This window comes from Streptococcus cristatus (genome assembly GCF_001578775.1).
Classification (GTDB): Bacteria; Bacillota; Bacilli; order Lactobacillales; family Streptococcaceae; genus Streptococcus; species Streptococcus cristatus_A.
This window is the reverse complement of the sequence record NZ_KQ969062.1, coordinates 1,493,313-1,509,096: the sequence shown is the minus strand read 5'-3', so window position 1 is coordinate 1,509,096 and position 15,784 is coordinate 1,493,313. Positions and strand designations below refer to the sequence as shown.

Here is a 15,784-nt window from a genome sequence, read left to right as displayed (position 1 = left end):
AGTAGATGGGTCAGGTCAAAGGTTTATTGGTTATGGATGTAGATAGCACTCTTATTATGGAAGAGGGCATTGATTTACTGGGCGAGGAAGCAGGAGTTGGGCAGCAAGTGGCTGCTATCACTGAGCGAGCTATGCGCGGGGAATTGGATTTCGAGGCTGCCTTACGGGAGAGGGTTTCACTTTTGGCGGGACTTCCGGAAACTATCTTTTCTCAAATAGCTGATAAGATTCATTTCACGCCTGGCGCTAAAAAATTAGTAGATGAGCTGCATGCGCGTGGCTACAAGGTTGGCTTGGTTTCAGGTGGTTTTCATGAAACGGTGGATAGACTGGCTGAGGAGCTAGGAATTGACTATGTAAAGGCCAATCGCTTAGAAATCAAGAATGGGTTGCTTACAGGTCATGTGTTGGGAGCGATTGTTAGCAAAGATACTAAAGTTCAGATGCTGAAAGAATGGGCTCAAGAAAACAATTTGGAATTAAATCAAACCATTGCTATGGGGGATGGCGCCAATGATTTGCCTATGATTCAAACGGCAGGCATTGGAATTGCTTTTAATGCCAAGCCAATTGTAAGAGAGCAAGCGCCCTATCAAATCAATGTTTATGACCTCTATCAGGTAATGGATATTTTGGACGCTAAGGAAAAATAGGAGGAATGATGCATATCTTATTAGCACCAGATTCTTTTAAGGAAAGTTTGTCTACCGTTCAGGTAGCAGAAGCCTTGAAAGAAGGTTTTTCCCAAGCCTTGCCAGAGGCTACTTTTGATTTGCTGCCTATTGGAGATGGCGGCGAAGGGACTGTGGCTGCCTTGATTTCGGCTATGAAGCTAAAAGAGTTTCGCCACTGGGTAACTGGACCTTTCGGCCAGCCAGTCGAAATGAAATATGCTAGACAAGACCAGCTAGCCCTTTTTGAAATGGCAGATTTAGTGGGACTGGCTTTAATTCCTAAAGAAAAACGTGATCCCTTAGGCTTGGAAACGAGAGGTCTGGGGGAGCTGATTCTTCATTTGGTCGAACATGGAGTCAAAAAGATTTTAGTCGGTGTTGGAGGCTCGGCAACAAATGATGGTGGAATTGGTATGGCAGCAGGTCTGGGTTATGAATCTTTTGATGAAAATAATCATCGACTGCGGCCTGTCGGCTCTTCTCTGGGTAGAGTTGCCCGAATTTCTGCGGACCGTGTTACAACTTGCCTGAATGATATTGATATTGAAATTTTGACAGATGTCTCCAATCCTTTATGTGGGCAGCAGGGAGCGACTCAGGTCTTTGGACGACAGAAAGGCTTGTCTGAATGGCTTCTTTCATCTGTCGATCAGGAAATGAGGAAGTTCTATGAACTGGCCAATCCGCAGATTTTCACCCAAGCTGGTGCTGGTGCAGGAGGAGGCATGGCAGCAGGGCTGGTCACATTTGCCAAGGGGAAAGTCGTGTCAGGAATCGATACCTGTCTGGATTTGCTGGATTTTGACCGCATGGTTAAAGAAGCGGACTTGGTTGTTGTCGGTGAGGGGTGCATGGATAAGCAGTCTTTGGCGGGAAAGGCCCCAGTTGGAATCGCAAGGCGGACGCCAAAAGAGATTCCTGTTCTTGCGATCTGTGGCAGTTTGGCTGATGATTTGCCTCCATTTCCTAGGGAGAATATCCATGCAGCTTTTCCCATTATATCGCAAGTGGCGGATTTGGATGAAACCTTAGCTCAGGCGAGGGAAAATCTGGTTCGTACAGCTCGCAATATTGGCAACCTATTAGCCATCAAAAAAAGAGAGTGGGACAGAAATCGGTAATTGGTTAGAATTCGATTTCGTCGTCCCACCTCCGCACAGTTGAGCAGGGCTGTAAAAGCTGATGAAATCAGCGTAGTAGAGCCCGCTCAACCACTGCGTCTTGCTCGACAATCCAAAGACAATTAAGAGGCTAGGACTTTTGTCCCAGCCTCTTTTTCAGTAAATATTCGATTTCTTTGACGATTAAGCCGTTTGCAAATTCAAATAGATCGCAGGAAAGTTCCCCATGTTCATTGACCAAAATTGTTAGAATCCGACTTTGCTCGGCATTGGTGTGATAGTATTGGCAACAAAACTGTTCGGAACTGTTCTGATAGGCTTCCTGTATCCTGTGGAGATAGGCTTCTTTTCCCTGAATGATTTCTGGGGATTCTCCATGCAGCTCCCAGACGACATGCTCGTCTAAAAAAGTTTGATAAATGTCCCAGTCACGCTGATTTTCCGCCTCAAAAAAGGTAAATAATTTCTCTAAATTCGTCATTTATGAAACATTTTTTTCCAAAGGGAAGTTTTCTTGTGGGCAGACGATTTACTATCTGCTGGGTGGAGGACGTCGGCAAATTGCTTGCTCAAGTCCTTTTCTTCTATGGTCACAGGATGATCGCTATGGATTACCAAGCCAAAAGGAGAGGATTGGCAAAAAGCGGAGACAATGGTGGCCTCACAGCCTAAGTCTTTGGCGGTTTTTAGGTAGAAAACCTGCTGGCTGGATATGACTTCAGGCGATATTTTGACTGTGACGGGCTGGTAGCTTTCGGTGATCTTCTCAACCATTTCTTTAAAATGCTGCTTTAGAAGCGAGGAATTTGCATCCGAAATAGAGCAGTAAGCAATTACCCGCTCTTCAAAAGTTTCCAGAAATTTGCGTTGTTCATCAGGATTGAACTTAGCATTTCCCTGAGATTTTTCCATGATAATATTATTTAGATCTGTCATATTTCTAGTATATCATAAATAAAGGATTTCTGATTTTCAAACCATTAAGAAAAAGATAGTATGTAACCGATTGCATTTCAAAAATTGTGATTTTTCAAGCAAAGCTGCTGTTTTTCCTTGAAAAAAAAGCGCTTTTGAGGTATCATAGACTAGTAAATAATTTTAAACAATAAGGAGAGTCAAAATGTCAATTATTACTGATGTTTACGCTCGCGAAGTCCTCGACTCACGCGGTAACCCAACACTTGAAGTAGAAGTTTATACTGAATCAGGTGCTTTCGGACGTGGTATGGTTCCTTCAGGAGCTTCTACTGGTGAACACGAAGCAGTTGAACTTCGTGATGGTGACAAATCTCGTTACGGCGGTCTTGGTACACAAAAAGCAGTTGACAACGTGAACAACGTTATCGCTGAAGCTATTATCGGTTACGATGTTCGTGACCAACAAGCTATCGACCGTGCAATGATCGCTTTGGACGGTACTCCAAACAAAGGTAAATTGGGTGCGAACGCAATCCTTGGTGTGTCTATCGCTGTAGCTCGTGCTGCTGCTGACTACCTTGAAATCCCACTTTACAGCTATCTTGGTGGATTCAACACTAAGGTTCTTCCAACTCCAATGATGAACATCATCAATGGTGGTTCTCACTCAGACGCTCCAATCGCTTTCCAAGAATTCATGATCGTACCTGCTGGTGCACCATCATTCAAAGAGGCTCTTCGTTGGGGTGCTGAAATCTTCCACGCTCTTAAGAAAATCCTTAAATCTCGTGGTTTGGAAACTGCTGTTGGTGACGAAGGTGGATTTGCTCCTCGTTTCGAAGGAACTGAAGATGGTGTAGAAACTATCATTGCTGCTATCGAAGCTGCTGGTTATGTTCCAGGTAAAGACGTATTTATCGGATTTGACTGTGCATCATCAGAATTCTACGATAAAGAACGTAAAGTATACGACTACACTAAATTCGAAGGTGAAGGAGCTGCTGTACGTACTGCTGCAGAACAAATCGACTACCTTGAAGAATTGGTAAACAAATACCCAATCATCACTATCGAAGATGGTATGGACGAAAACGACTGGGATGGTTGGAAAGCTCTTACTGAACGTCTTGGTGGTAAAGTTCAATTGGTTGGTGACGACTTCTTCGTAACAAACACTTCTTACCTTGAAAAAGGTATTGCAGAAGGCGCTGCTAACTCAATCCTTATCAAAGTTAACCAAATCGGTACTCTTACTGAAACATTCGATGCTATTGAAATGGCGAAAGAAGCTGGTTACACTGCCGTTGTATCACACCGTTCAGGTGAAACTGAAGATTCAACAATCGCTGATATCGCTGTTGCAACTAACGCAGGACAAATCAAGACTGGTTCACTTTCACGTACAGACCGTATTGCTAAATACAACCAATTGCTTCGTATCGAAGATCAACTTGGTGAAGTTGCTGAATACCGTGGATTGAAATCATTCTACAACTTGAAAAAATAATTCATTCTATGGAGTGAAACAAATCCCTTGAGGTTAACTCAAGGGATTTTTAATAAATAAGGGGAGACTTTTGGAATGTTTTATTTCATTTTGTATATCCTAAGCAGAGAGTGGCTAGCTCTTACCGTTTTATTTATAGGCCTCTTTTTGGCTTATAAACGCAAATCAAGCTATCTGGCACTTTTGACAGTTCTTTTATTTCTTATAATCAGCAGTATATTCTGGTATCCTCAGTTTAGTCTATGGATTGCTTTTCCCTTTTTGTTTCTCGCTTTCTATTTATTGATCAAGAGATATAGGTGGCTTCTTTATCCTGCTCTTGCTTTAGGCTTGTTGCTATTGGCAGTTTCGCCTATAATTGGCTATCTTTTTAGAGTTTATGTTCCAGTGACTCAGTATGCCTATCTTGAGGAAAGAGGGCAGACAGTTGTGGTTAGGGAAGATTACTATGGAGCATTTTTTAGTGAAAGCGATATAGAAATCACGACCTATGTAAATGGTCAACTTGCTTATGAAAATAAGATGGTTTATGAAAAGGTTGACTTACATGATTTTAATAAGAATAAAGATGTTGATAAGGATATTTTCCTTGCTCAACCATTGACAAGGGAACGACTGGAAGAATTACATGATTTTATGAATCGGAAATGGACTAAATAAACCTTGATGAATCAAAATAGCTGTTGGATCAGACCTCCAACAGCTATTTTAAATAAGATTTTAGAAAATAGACTTAACTTTGTTGATGACGTCGTTGAAGCCTTTTGAATTTGCTACTAAATCTTTTGCCTTATCTAAGTATTCGCCTAGCTCATCTTTGTGGTCTTTGACAAACTTCTTAGCTGCATCAAAATCTTTCTTTTCGATCAATTCTTTGACTTGGTTAAACAATTCTACTGGATTCATCTTGAATGCTCCTTTGATAATTTTCTTTTGATTATTGGAAGGTCACGCAGACAGCTTCTGGCACATAGAAATCATGAGAAATTTCTGTTAATCGGCCTGTTTCAGGATCGCGTTTAAAGACAGTTGCATTGTCCGAATCTTGGTGGACAGCGATGAGGTAGTTTTGGTCAGGTGTGATATTGAAATCGCGCGGATTTTTACCCTTTGTTGGCGTGATTTCAACGAGCTGTAGACTTCCATCAGCTAGAATTTGATAAACAGCTATTGAGTCATGGCCGCGGTTAGAGCCATAGAGGAATTTTCCATCATCAGAGATGCGGATGGCTGCAGTGCCGTTAAAATCTGCAAATCCTGCTGGGAGAGTTGAGATGGTTTGCAGGTGTTCGAACTGACCAACTCCATCATAAATCAATACTTCGATGGTAGAGTTTAATTCGCAGATAAGGTAAGCAATCTTATAGTGATTATGAAAGACAATGTGGCGTGCCCCGGCTCCAGCAGCACATGTGTAGGTGGCCAATTTGTTCGGTTGTCCGTCTTCCGTCACATCGTAGGTAGTGACTTGATCTGTTCCGAGGTCACAAGTAATCAGATATTGATCGGGAGTCAAGTCAGCATAGTGGACATGGGCAGAGGCTTGATTGGCGTGAGGTCCTTGCCCGACATGAGTATCTGAATCAGCCAGTTTTAGACTGCCATCTTCTTGCTGCTTGTAGACCAGCACTTGTCCCTTGTGGTAGTTAGCTCCGTAGACAAGTCCTCTTTCATTATCTACAGCAACATAGCAAAGCGGCGCGCCTTCTTCAACCACATGATTGAGAAGATGTCTCTTTTGGTCATAGGCCGCAATCCCACCTTGTCCGTCTTTTGCACCAACGGTGTACAGATGACCAGCTTGGTCAAAGGCTAGATAAGTGGGACTTGGTTCTTCGGCTACTAATTCTAAGTTTGAGAGCTCTCCTTTTTTAGTATCAAACTCTGCCTTGTAAATTCCTTGGGAATCTCGTCGGGTGTATGTTCCAAAATAAACTGTTTGAGTCATGTTTCCACCTCATTTTTTAAAATCAATCTATTATACCATAAAACGACTTAAGAAGCTGTTTGGATAGGAAAAGTCCTGCATCTAGAGGAAAAGTCCAAATTTTATCAAAAAATAGATAAAAAACAGATGGTAGGTAGGAAGGGGATAGACCACTTTGATAGAATGGAATTGTTCAAAAAAACAAATACGATCAGGAAAGCTCAAAATTCCTGTTTTCTAAAACAAAGGAGAAATCAAATGAACGTAAAAAAATTCGCTATGCTTGTAACTCTTATCGGAATGTCTGTCTTCTTCCTAGCTGCATGTGGTTCTAAGAATGCTGACAATAAAGAAATTAGTGATGGAAAAAAAGTAGATTTTAAGAAAGATGCTGTTGATCAAAAAACGAAAACAGTAGACGGCAAGGAAGTGACAGAGTACACCATGCCGGACGGAAACGTGATTCAAATCCCAGCGGATGGAGAAGAATTACCAACAGATGAATCTGAATCAACTGATAAATAAAAGTTAGAACTTGTAGGTTGGAGGCAATATGTTTCAAATAAAAAAATGAATCGTAAAACCATTCTATTGGGAAGCACGGTCATTCTTGCTTGTGCAGGGCTGGGAGGCTATGTACTTCTTCATCAGGTTAATCAACAACAAGCCATGAAAATGGTCAATAATAAGATTGATTCACTGACGGTCCAAGATGCTGTTAATAACAGTAAAAAAACAAGCCTAGTTTTATCTGGAGAAGTAGTTGCTAACAATAGTAGTAAGGTCAAGATTGACCCATCAAAAGGTGAAGTTAAGGAAGTATTCGTTAAAAATGGCGATACTGTTACACAAGGACAGCCCCTCTTTTCCTATGTGACCTCTCAGGAATTGACAGCCCAGTCTGCTCAGTATGATGCTCAAGCTAAGGCCAATAGCATTACGGCGGCACAAACTAGCGCATCTATCAAATGGGAGACGTATAACCGAAAGCTGGCTAATCTCAATACTCTTAAGAATAAATACAATTCTAGTAAGGATGAGTCTTTGTTAGATCAAATAAAATCTGCTGAAGACGAGCTGGCTCAAGCGCTAAGTGACGCTAAGACTGCTGACAATGAAGTAACGAATGCTCAGATTGAGGCTGAAAAGGCTCAGGTGACAGCTCAGACGGAATCAGACCGTATGAAATATGATACTGTGACGGCTGATACAGCGGGAACCATTACCTCTATGAACGAAGATCTTCCAACTCAGTCCAAGGCTAAAAAGGAAGAAGAAACCTTTATCGAAATCATGGACAAGTCCAAAACTTTGATCAAGGGGAGTGTTAGTGAATTTGACCGTGAGAAGCTGAGTGTGGGTCAGAGAGTAGATGTTGTGGACCGCAAGGATCCTAAGAAACGCTGGAGTGGTACCGTGACGCAAGTCGGCACCTTGACAACTGCAAATACTGGAAATAGCAATGGTGGAAATAAACAACAGGAAAATCCCAACCAAGGCAAGTTCCCTTATACTGTCGAGCTGGACCAAGGCGGTGAAATGCCACTTGTAGGCTCCCATTCTTATGTCAATGTCGTAGAAAATGCTCCTGAGGCCGGTAAGGTTGTAGTCAATAAGGCCTATACTTTCAGTAAAAATGGTAAGACCTATGTCTGGAAGGTAGAGGGTAAAAAGGTAAAAATGAAGGAAGTTAAGACCAAGAAAGTCTCTGACCGTTTGGTAGAGATTACAGAAGGTCTGACTATGAAGGATACCATTTCGACGCCTAGAGAAGGCATGAAAGACGGAATGGAGGTAGGACAGAATGTTAAAGCTTAAGAACATCCACAAATCTTATCAACAAGGCAGTCAGGAATTTCCGATTTTGAAAGGAATTGATTTGCATGTGAAAGAGGGGGATTTTCTAGCGATCATGGGGCCGTCTGGATCAGGTAAGTCCACTTTGATGAACATTATCGGCTGTTTGGACAAGGCTAGCGCAGGTTCTTATCATATCGAAGGGACTGACGTCTCTGACCTGTCCGACAACCAACTATCTGATTTGCGTAATCAGAAGATTGGCTTTGTTTTCCAGAATTTCAACCTCATGCCTAAGCTGACAGCCTGTCAGAATGTTGAACTGCCTCTGACTTACATGAAAGTTCCTAAAAAAGAGAGACGCGAGCGCGCTTTGGAAATGCTGCGATTGGTCGGTCTGGAAGAAAGAAGCGACTTCAAGCCTATGGAGCTGTCCGGTGGTCAAAAGCAACGGGTAGCCATTGCGCGTGCCCTGGTGACCAATCCCAGCTTTATCTTGGGAGACGAGCCGACTGGGGCGCTGGATACCAAGACCAGTGTTCAGATCATGGAGCTGTTTAAGCAATTTAATGAACAAGGCAAAACTATTGTCATCATTACCCACGAGCCAGAAGTGGCTCAGCTTTGCAAGCAAACAGTTGTCTTGCGGGACGGTAATATAGAGACTCGGGCATTAGGATAGAAGGGGGCTATATGGAAGATATTTTTGTAGCTCTAAACTCCATCCTGTCCCACAAAATGCGCTCTATGCTGACCATGCTAGGAATTATCATCGGGATTGGCGCTATTATTGCTATCTTTTCCATCATTGAAGGAAATACAGAAAATACCAAGCGTCAGCTGATCGGTGGTAGCAATAATACCATCAAAGTCGTCTACGACAAGAAAAGCGCCATCGATCCCTCTATTCCAGAGAAATCCCAAGCGCAGAAGCCTTCCTATATTCCCTTCATGGGAGAGGATGTCTTGTCCAAAATCAAGGAAATTCCTGGAGTTAAAAATGCTTTGATGACCTATGGGGCGGACGAAAAGATTTACTATCTCAGCCAAAAGTCATCTAGCAAGGTTCAGGCAGTTTCCCAGTCGGTAGCTGATATCAAGCAGCAACGACTGTTGGAAGGGGAGGGCTTTGACTCTGAAGCCTTCAAAAATCAAGAGCAAGTAACTTATCTAGAAAAGTCTCTTTATGATACTCTTTTTCCTAAGGGAGACGGTATCGGTAAGTATGTAGAAGTCAAGGGCAATCCTTTTAAAGTTATTGGCGTCTTTGAGTCTACTGAGCAGAGTGGCCTAACCTCTGGTTCGGAAAAGGTGGCCTATATTCCTCTGCAACAATGGCATCGGGTTTTTGATACCATTAATGTCAGTCCAGAGGTCACCGTTCAGACCCACAAAGCCGATGATTTGAAGAAGGTAGCCAAGAAAGTTAGTGATTATCTCAATCAGCAGATGCCTCGGTCAGACTATATGTTTGGTGTGCTGAATCTGCAAGAATTTGAACGTCAATTGGATAACCTTAACCAGTCTAACTTTGTCTTGCTAGCGGGTATTGCCAGCATCTCCCTATTAGTCGGAGGTATCGGTGTTATGAATATCATGCTGGTTTCAGTGACAGAGCGGACGCGTGAAATCGGGATTAAAAAGGCTCTGGGAGCTCGGCGGAAGATTATTCTCAAGCAGTTCCTGATTGAGGCAGTTATCCTGACTCTAATGGGTGGTATTATTGGCGTAGTAGCAGGTATCGCCTCTGGTTTTGCTATTACCCAGTCTTTGGCCTACCCGTATATTTTATCCCTCTTTTCTGTCTTTGTAAGTTTGCTCTTTTGTTGTATAATAGGAGTAGTATTTGGGCTCTTGCCAGCCGTGAAAGCATCCAAGCTGGATCCAATTGAAGCCCTGCGATTTGAATAAATAAAGGAGAATCAAGCATATATGCACAAGATTTTAGTAGTGGAAGACGATACTACGATCAATCAAGTCATTTGTGAATTTTTAAAAGAAAGTAACTATGCAGTTACACCAGTCTTTGATGGAGGCGAGGCTTTGCTTCAATTTGAAGCAGAGTCTTTTGACTTAGTTATTTTGGACATGATGTTGCCAACCATGAGTGGACTGGATGTCCTCAAGGAAATTCGCAAGACTTCTCAGATTCCGGTCATGATCCTGACGGCACTAGATGACGAGTACACTCAACTAGTCAGCTTTAACCACCTCATCAGCGACTATGTGACCAAGCCTTTCTCACCACTAATCTTAGTTAAACGGATCGAGAATATTCTGCGACGAAATACGGTTGCGTCAGAGATTACTGTTGGTGATTTGACTGTTTCTATCGATGATTGTACCGTTTACTGGCAGGAAGAAAAGATGCCTCTGACCAAGAAAGAGTATGAGATCTTGCAGGCTCTAGCCAAGAGAAAGGATCATTTAGTAACCCGCGATCAGCTCATGAATACCGTCTGGGGCTACAGCGAGCTAGATAGCCGGGTGCTAGATAATCACATCAAGAACATTCGTAAGAAAATCCCAGGTATCCCTCTGAAAACCATCACAGGTATGGGCTATCAGCTTGGAGGAGAAGACACGTGAAGATTGTCAAAAAGAACTTCCTCTTGACGACTTTCATCATCTTTGTCGTTGTGACGATTGTTCTATCCACTCTCTATTTTGCCATGCCGGTTTATTACCAGCAGGTCAAGGGAGGAGAAGCCCAGCGTGAGTTTGCTCAGGTAGCCAAGCAGGTCAAAGGGAAGTCCAGCCAAGAAATCAGTGAGCTCTTGAGTAATTATAGCAAAAAAAGCAATCAGATCTGGTTCACCTTGCTGGCAAAAGACAATACAATTCTTTATCCAGCACTTGAAACGAATGGAGAAAGCTCTCTCCAGCTGACGATTGTTCCGACCATTGCCAATAGTAACTATGAAAGCAAGACTCTGTCAGAAAGTTTTCGGACATCAGATGGTAAAGAAGTGGTCTTACGAGGCGAGTATTCTCTGCAGCCCGTTTCGGATGCCAGTCGCATCTTGCTTAATCTTTATCCCTTTGTACTATTTTTGTCGCTGAGTCTGGGAGGGCTTGCTGCCTATCTCTATAGTCGGACCTCCAGTCAGCGAATTAAGGATATTTCCTCTAGCACTCGGCAAATGACAAGTCTGCTTCCAGATGTTTCCTGTCAGGTGAAAGGTCATGATGAGATTGCTGACTTGGCTCAGGATATTAATCACTTATATGCCAACCTCCTAGCAAGTATGGAAGCTCTGCGATTAGAAAATGAGAAAGTCGCAGAAAGCGAGCGCGAAAAGGCAGAATTTCTCCGAATGACTTCCCACGAACTCAAGACACCTATCACCAGCATGATGGGAATGATTGACGGGATGATTTATGGAGTGGGTGATTTTAAAGATCGGGACAAATACCTGCAGAAGTGCCGCGAAATATTGGAAGAGCAATCAGGCTTAGTTCAGTCTATCCTAGCCATTTCAAAACTAGAAATGACCATGGAGACAGAGCGAGAAATCTTCTCTCTCAAAGAGCTGCTTGAAGCAAATATCAGTACCTACAAGGTTCTGGCTGACCTCAAGCATTTTCAATTTAATGTCCAACTTTCAGAAACAAAAGTCCGAGGAAATAAGACCTATTTACTGAAAGCTATTAAAAATCTGATTGATAATGCCTTCCATTATACAGTAGAAGGCGGAGAAATCTTGGTTCGTTTAGAAGATGGGGTATTAATTGTAGAAAATGAAGCTGAGCGAGTGTTGGATGAGTCACAGATTCAGCAGATTTTCCAGCCATTTTATCGACCGGACTACAGTCGCAATCGTAAGGATGGTGGTACAGGACTGGGACTCTTTATCGTGCAGCAAATTTTGGAAAAGCACCATCTCACTTATCGCTTTGAAGCAGTTGAGAATAGGTGGATGCGCTTCACGATTTTTTTACCTCAAATGGAACAGATATGAGGCTGGGACAAAAGTCCTAGCCTCTTAATTGTCTTTGGATTGTCGAGCAAGACGCAGTGGTTGAGTGGGCTCTATTACGCTTATTTCATCAGCTTTTACAGCCCTACTCAACTGTGCGGAGGTGGGACGACGAAATCGAATTCTAACGAATTACCGATTTCTGTCCCAATCTCATTTTTGCTTGGATTTCTATAGGATAAATGTCAAAAAAAGCTATTTATCTAAGGAATGTTCTTAATTTAAAAGAAAAGTGCGAAAAACGCTTACAATATTACAAAACAATTGACTATTAACTTTATTAGGAGTAAACTAATGAAGTACATTTAAAAATATAAAAGGAGAATTCATCATGAATTTAACGTTTTTTGGACTTTGTTTTGCCTGCTTTGGCGTCTCATTAGCTGAAGGTTTGATTATGAGTAATCTGTTTAAAGCAGTTTCACGTCAGCCAGAAATGGTCGATCAACTAAGAAGCTTGCTCATCATGGGTGTCGCTTTTGTTGAAGGTACTTTCTTCGTTACTTTGGTTATGTCCTTCATTATCAAATAGTTTTTTCTATTTTAGAAAAGGGGGTGTCAAACCTTGGAAGAAAGTCTTAATCCGACTATTCAGCTAGGCCCAATATCCTTTGATTTGACCCTGCTTGCTATGTCACTTGTGACCGTTTTGATGGTCTTTGGTTTTATCTACTGGGGCAGTAGAAAAATGTCCATCCGACCTCAAGGAAAGCAAAACTTATTAGAATATGTCTATGATTTTGTCATTGGTTTTACAAAAGATAATATCGGAGAACGGTATATCAAGGATTATTCTTTGTTTATGTTCTCTCTATTTCTCTTTATTGCAGTTGCCAATAATATCGGTTTGATGGCTAAAGTTCAGACCACCAATGGCTATAATCTCTGGACTTCTCCGACGGCAAATTTGGGCTATGACTTAGCCTTATCCTTTATCATTACATTGATTAGTCATGTTGAAGGAATCCGTCGTCGTGGTTTTAAAGATTACTTAAAAGCTTTTGCAACACCTGGATTTATGACTCCAATGAATATCTTGGAAGAATTTACCAATTTTGCTTCTCTGGCTCTGCGGATTTTCGGAAATATCTTTGCAGGGGAAGTTTTAGCTAGCTTGTTGCTTACCTTGTCACAACAAGCATTTTATTGGTATCCAGCTGCTTTCCTAGGTAGTATGTTATGGACAGCCTTCTCGATATTTATTTCATGTATCCAGGCCTATGTCTTTACCATGCTGTCTTCGATGTATATCGGCAAGAAAATAAACGGTGAAGAATAGTAAGTAGAAAGGAAGAAAAGGAATGCACGTAACTATCGGTGCCATTATTGGTGACTTTATTCTCATCGCTGGTTCCTTCCTTTTATTAATTTTTTTAGTAAAGAAGTTTGCCTGGGGCAATATTACCAGTATCTTAGAAGCACGTTCTAAAAAGATTACGGATGATATTGACGGGGCTGAGTCAGCCCGCAAAAAGGCTGAGGGACTTGCGCAAAAACGTGAGAATGAACTAGCAGGAAGTCGTCAGGAAGCAACGACGATTATCGAACATGCTAAGGAAACAGCTGAAAAAAATAAGGCTGGAATTTTAGCGGATGCAGCTGAAGAAGCTGGACGTTTGAAAGCAAAAGCCAATCAGGAAATTGCTCAAAGCAAGGCAGAAGCCTTGAATAGCATTAAAGACGATGTGGCTGACCTAACAGTAAGTCTTGCAAGTAAGATCTTGAGCCAGCAGCTTGATACAAAAGCACACAGTGAGCTTATTGATCGTTATATTGATAAATTAGGAGATGCTTAATGGACAAAAAGCACTATGCGGTAATTGAAAAATATACCTTGCCTTTTGTTCAATTAGTATTTGAAAAAGGTCAGCAACAAGATGTTTTTGAAAAACTAAGCCAAATTAAGGCTGTGTTTGAGGAAACAAATCTTGCTGACTTTTTATCACATATTGGCGTCGATGAGGGAGAAAAGGAGAAGGCTCTTCGACTTTTTCAAAACTCAGATTCACAGCTGATTGATAACTTTATCGAAGTCGTTATTCTCAATCATCGAGCAGATTTATTCTACGATATGTTGATAGAAATTCAGCATCAGATTGAGAAAGAAAGCAATGAATTTGAAGTGACGGTTAAATCTGTTCAAGCATTGACAGACAGTCAAAAAGACAGATTGAAACCAATGATCGAGCAAAAAATGGGCCTCAAGGTTCGCTTGCTCAAGCAGGAATTAGATGCTAGCCTGATTGGTGGCTTCGTCATTTCAGCCAATAATAAGACAATTGATGCAAGTATAAAACGTCAATTACAACTCGTAAAAGAAAATTTGAAATAGAAAGTGGTGTGAATTTTGGCGATTAACGCACAAGAAATCAGCGCTTTAATTAAGCAACAAATTGAAAATTTCCAGCCAAATTTTGACGTCACAGAAACTGGGGTCGTCACTTATATTGGTGATGGAATCGCTCGTGCTCACGGTCTTGATAATGCCATGAGTGGCGAGCTCTTGATTTTTGAAAATGGTTCTTATGGTATGGCCCAAAACTTGGAGTCAACCGATGTCGGAATCATTATCTTGGGTGATTTTACAGATATTCGTGAGGGTGATACGATTCGCCGTACGGGTAAAATCATGGAAGTTCCTGTTGGAGATGCTTTGATTGGTCGTGTCGTAGATCCGCTCGGTCGTCCTGTTGACGGCTTGGGTGAGCTTGCTACAACTAAAACACGTCCGGTAGAAGCACCAGCTCCAGGAGTTATGCAACGGAAGTCTGTATCAGAACCATTGCAAACAGGTTTGAAAGCTATTGATGCCCTTGTACCGATTGGTCGTGGTCAGCGGGAATTGATTATCGGTGACCGTCAGACTGGTAAAACTAGTATTGCCATTGATGCTATCCTCAACCAAAAAGGGCAGGATATGATTTGTATTTACGTTGCCATTGGGCAAAAGGAATCTACTGTCCGTACACAGGTGGAAACTCTTCGCCAGTATGGAGCCTTGGATTATACTATCGTGGTAACAGCGTCAGCTTCTCAGCCTTCTCCTTTGCTTTTCTTGGCACCTTATGCCGGTGTAGCAATGGCTGAAGAATTTATGTACAATGGCAAGCACGTCCTCATCGTTTATGATGACTTATCAAAACAAGCGGTAGCTTATCGTGAGCTTTCCCTCTTGCTTCGCCGTCCGCCAGGTCGTGAAGCCTTCCCAGGGGATGTTTTCTACCTTCACAGCCGTCTGCTTGAGCGTTCAGCTAAGGTTTCTGATGAGCTGGGTGGTGGTTCAATCACAGCCCTACCATTTATCGAGACACAAGCAGGAGATATCTCAGCCTATATCGCAACCAACGTGATTTCAATTACGGATGGTCAGATTTTCCTTAGTGATAGCCTCTTTAATGCAGGTATCCGCCCAGCTATTGACGCCGGTTCTTCTGTATCTCGGGTAGGTGGGTCTGCACAAATCAAGGCCATGAAGAAGGTTGCAGGAACTCTGCGTATCGACCTTGCGTCATATCGCGAGCTGGAAGCCTTTACCAAGTTTGGTAGTGACCTCGATGCAGCAACTCAGGCTAAGTTGAACCGTGGACGCCGTACGGTAGAAGTATTGAAACAGCCAGTTCATGAGCCACTGCCAGTTGAAAAACAAGTTGTGATCCTTTATGCACTGACCCATGGCTTCCTTGATACAGTACCAGTGGATGAGATTCTTCAGTTTGAAGCAGAGCTTTTCGCTTACTTTGATGCTCATCATGGAGACATTTATGAAACCATTCGTCAGACAAAAGATTTGCCGAGCGAAGAAGTGCTGGACGCCGCTATTACTGAATTTATTAATCAGTCTAACTTCAAATAAGAATAGA

19 protein-coding genes are annotated in these 15,784 nt (G+C 42.2%); 15 read left to right on the top strand and 4 right to left on the bottom strand.

Going from position 1 to position 15,784, the window contains the following annotated elements:
• Positions 1-5: 5 nt before the first annotated feature.
• Both serB and SCRDD08_RS07395 read left to right on the top strand, forming a co-directional pair.
• Complete coding sequence (gene serB, locus SCRDD08_RS07400; protein WP_061423063.1) at positions 6-653, top strand: phosphoserine phosphatase SerB; 648 nt, start codon at positions 6-8, stop codon at positions 651-653.
• A gap of 8 nt (positions 654-661) precedes the next feature.
• Positions 662-1,795 carry a glycerate kinase gene (locus SCRDD08_RS07395; protein ID WP_061423062.1) on the top strand — a complete coding sequence of 378 codons (1,134 nt, stop codon included), beginning with the start codon at positions 662-664 and terminating at the stop codon, positions 1,793-1,795.
• A gap of 130 nt (positions 1,796-1,925) precedes the next feature.
• Here the strand turns inward: SCRDD08_RS07395 and SCRDD08_RS07390 are convergent, their stop codons facing one another.
• Together SCRDD08_RS07390 and SCRDD08_RS07385 are read right to left on the bottom strand one after the other, a co-directional pair.
• Positions 1,926-2,276 (bottom strand): nuclear transport factor 2-like protein, encoded by a 351-nt coding sequence (locus SCRDD08_RS07390; protein ID WP_061423061.1) that lies wholly within the window; start codon positions 2,274-2,276, stop codon positions 1,926-1,928.
• Positions 2,273-2,731: a DUF1694 domain-containing protein gene (locus tag SCRDD08_RS07385; RefSeq protein ID WP_061423060.1), complete on the bottom strand. Its 459-nt coding sequence runs from the start codon at positions 2,729-2,731 to the stop codon at positions 2,273-2,275. The genes SCRDD08_RS07390 and SCRDD08_RS07385 overlap by 4 nt, the downstream gene beginning before the upstream one ends.
• Before the next feature lie 184 nt (positions 2,732-2,915).
• Between SCRDD08_RS07385 and eno the strand changes: the two genes are divergently transcribed.
• Together eno and SCRDD08_RS07375 are read left to right on the top strand one after the other, a co-directional pair.
• Positions 2,916-4,220 (top strand): surface-displayed alpha-enolase, encoded by a 1,305-nt coding sequence (eno, locus tag SCRDD08_RS07380; protein ID WP_015604660.1) that lies wholly within the window; start codon positions 2,916-2,918, stop codon positions 4,218-4,220.
• A 75-nt stretch (positions 4,221-4,295) separates the two neighbouring features.
• Positions 4,296-4,880 (top strand): hypothetical protein, encoded by a 585-nt coding sequence (locus tag SCRDD08_RS07375; RefSeq protein WP_061423059.1) that lies wholly within the window; start codon positions 4,296-4,298, stop codon positions 4,878-4,880.
• A 60-nt stretch (positions 4,881-4,940) separates the two neighbouring features.
• Here the strand turns inward: SCRDD08_RS07375 and SCRDD08_RS07370 are convergent, their stop codons facing one another.
• Together SCRDD08_RS07370 and SCRDD08_RS07365 are read right to left on the bottom strand one after the other, a co-directional pair.
• Complete coding sequence (locus tag SCRDD08_RS07370; RefSeq protein ID WP_061423058.1) at positions 4,941-5,126, bottom strand: hypothetical protein; 186 nt, start codon at positions 5,124-5,126, stop codon at positions 4,941-4,943.
• 31 nt (positions 5,127-5,157) lie between these two features.
• Entirely contained in the window at positions 5,158-6,168 is a 1,011-nt protein-coding gene (locus SCRDD08_RS07365; RefSeq protein WP_061423057.1) for a lactonase family protein, read from the bottom strand.
• A gap of 237 nt (positions 6,169-6,405) precedes the next feature.
• Between SCRDD08_RS07365 and SCRDD08_RS07360 the strand changes: the two genes are divergently transcribed.
• The 11 genes from SCRDD08_RS07360 to atpA all read left to right on the top strand — a co-directional run bounded on the left by SCRDD08_RS07360 (position 6,406) and on the right by atpA (position 15,777).
• Positions 6,406-6,672: a hypothetical protein gene (locus SCRDD08_RS07360; protein WP_005592220.1), complete on the top strand. Its 267-nt coding sequence runs from the start codon at positions 6,406-6,408 to the stop codon at positions 6,670-6,672.
• 45 nt (positions 6,673-6,717) lie between these two features.
• The gene (locus SCRDD08_RS07355; protein ID WP_061423056.1) at positions 6,718-7,965 is read left to right on the top strand and encodes an efflux RND transporter periplasmic adaptor subunit; all 1,248 of its coding nucleotides are present in this window, start codon (positions 6,718-6,720) and stop codon (positions 7,963-7,965) included.
• Positions 7,952-8,626 (top strand): ABC transporter ATP-binding protein, encoded by a 675-nt coding sequence (locus tag SCRDD08_RS07350; protein ID WP_005589728.1) that lies wholly within the window; start codon positions 7,952-7,954, stop codon positions 8,624-8,626. The genes SCRDD08_RS07355 and SCRDD08_RS07350 overlap by 14 nt, the downstream gene beginning before the upstream one ends.
• A gap of 11 nt (positions 8,627-8,637) precedes the next feature.
• Complete coding sequence (locus tag SCRDD08_RS07345; protein ID WP_061423055.1) at positions 8,638-9,855, top strand: ABC transporter permease; 1,218 nt, start codon at positions 8,638-8,640, stop codon at positions 9,853-9,855.
• Positions 9,856-9,876: 21 nt separating this feature from the next.
• A complete protein-coding gene (locus SCRDD08_RS07340) occupies positions 9,877-10,533 on the top strand; it encodes a response regulator transcription factor (RefSeq protein WP_061423054.1) in 657 nt (218 codons plus the stop codon).
• Positions 10,530-11,906, top strand: a complete 1,377-nt coding sequence (locus SCRDD08_RS07335; protein ID WP_061423053.1) for a sensor histidine kinase — start codon at positions 10,530-10,532, stop codon at positions 11,904-11,906. The genes SCRDD08_RS07340 and SCRDD08_RS07335 overlap by 4 nt, the downstream gene beginning before the upstream one ends.
• Positions 11,907-12,255: 349 nt before the next feature.
• Positions 12,256-12,456 carry a F0F1 ATP synthase subunit C gene (locus tag SCRDD08_RS07330; RefSeq protein WP_061423052.1) on the top strand — a complete coding sequence of 67 codons (201 nt, stop codon included), beginning with the start codon at positions 12,256-12,258 and terminating at the stop codon, positions 12,454-12,456.
• A gap of 33 nt (positions 12,457-12,489) precedes the next feature.
• On the top strand, positions 12,490-13,203 hold the full coding sequence (gene atpB, locus SCRDD08_RS07325) for a F0F1 ATP synthase subunit A (protein ID WP_061423051.1): 714 nt from the start codon (positions 12,490-12,492) through the stop codon (positions 13,201-13,203).
• 22 nt (positions 13,204-13,225) lie between these two features.
• Positions 13,226-13,720 carry a F0F1 ATP synthase subunit B gene (atpF, locus tag SCRDD08_RS07320; protein ID WP_061423050.1) on the top strand — a complete coding sequence of 165 codons (495 nt, stop codon included), beginning with the start codon at positions 13,226-13,228 and terminating at the stop codon, positions 13,718-13,720.
• Positions 13,720-14,256: a F0F1 ATP synthase subunit delta gene (locus SCRDD08_RS07315; RefSeq protein ID WP_061423049.1), complete on the top strand. Its 537-nt coding sequence runs from the start codon at positions 13,720-13,722 to the stop codon at positions 14,254-14,256. Before atpF ends, SCRDD08_RS07315 begins: the two co-directional genes overlap by 1 nt.
• Positions 14,257-14,271: 15 nt before the next feature.
• Positions 14,272-15,777, top strand: coding sequence for a F0F1 ATP synthase subunit alpha (gene atpA / locus SCRDD08_RS07310; protein ID WP_061423048.1), 1,506 nt, complete (start codon positions 14,272-14,274; stop codon positions 15,775-15,777).
• Positions 15,778-15,784 lie beyond the last annotated feature (7 nt).

Bases quoted from the DNA above. Each gene is read 5' to 3' on its own strand.
- SCRDD08_RS07390 (WP_061423061.1), bottom strand. From the start codon at position 2,276: ATGACGAATTTAGAGAAATTATTTACCTTTTTTGAGGCGGAAAATCAG.
- SCRDD08_RS07350 (WP_005589728.1), top strand. From the start codon at position 7,952: ATGTTAAAGCTTAAGAACATCCACAAATCTTATCAACAAGGCAGTCAG.
- eno (WP_015604660.1), top strand. From the start codon at position 2,916: ATGTCAATTATTACTGATGTTTACGCTCGCGAAGTCCTCGACTCACGC.
- SCRDD08_RS07340 (WP_061423054.1), top strand. From the start codon at position 9,877: ATGCACAAGATTTTAGTAGTGGAAGACGATACTACGATCAATCAAGTC.
- SCRDD08_RS07360 (WP_005592220.1), top strand. From the start codon at position 6,406: ATGAACGTAAAAAAATTCGCTATGCTTGTAACTCTTATCGGAATGTCT.
- SCRDD08_RS07315 (WP_061423049.1), top strand. From the start codon at position 13,720: ATGGACAAAAAGCACTATGCGGTAATTGAAAAATATACCTTGCCTTTT.
- SCRDD08_RS07355 (WP_061423056.1), top strand. From the start codon at position 6,718: ATGAATCGTAAAACCATTCTATTGGGAAGCACGGTCATTCTTGCTTGT.
- atpF (WP_061423050.1), top strand. From the start codon at position 13,226: ATGCACGTAACTATCGGTGCCATTATTGGTGACTTTATTCTCATCGCT.
- SCRDD08_RS07385 (WP_061423060.1), bottom strand. From the start codon at position 2,731: ATGACAGATCTAAATAATATTATCATGGAAAAATCTCAGGGAAATGCT.
- SCRDD08_RS07375 (WP_061423059.1), top strand. From the start codon at position 4,296: ATGTTTTATTTCATTTTGTATATCCTAAGCAGAGAGTGGCTAGCTCTT.
- SCRDD08_RS07330 (WP_061423052.1), top strand. From the start codon at position 12,256: ATGAATTTAACGTTTTTTGGACTTTGTTTTGCCTGCTTTGGCGTCTCA.
- SCRDD08_RS07365 (WP_061423057.1), bottom strand. From the start codon at position 6,168: ATGACTCAAACAGTTTATTTTGGAACATACACCCGACGAGATTCCCAA.
- serB (WP_061423063.1), top strand. From the start codon at position 6: ATGGGTCAGGTCAAAGGTTTATTGGTTATGGATGTAGATAGCACTCTT.
- SCRDD08_RS07395 (WP_061423062.1), top strand. From the start codon at position 662: ATGCATATCTTATTAGCACCAGATTCTTTTAAGGAAAGTTTGTCTACC.
- SCRDD08_RS07345 (WP_061423055.1), top strand. From the start codon at position 8,638: ATGGAAGATATTTTTGTAGCTCTAAACTCCATCCTGTCCCACAAAATG.
- SCRDD08_RS07370 (WP_061423058.1), bottom strand. From the start codon at position 5,126: ATGAATCCAGTAGAATTGTTTAACCAAGTCAAAGAATTGATCGAAAAG.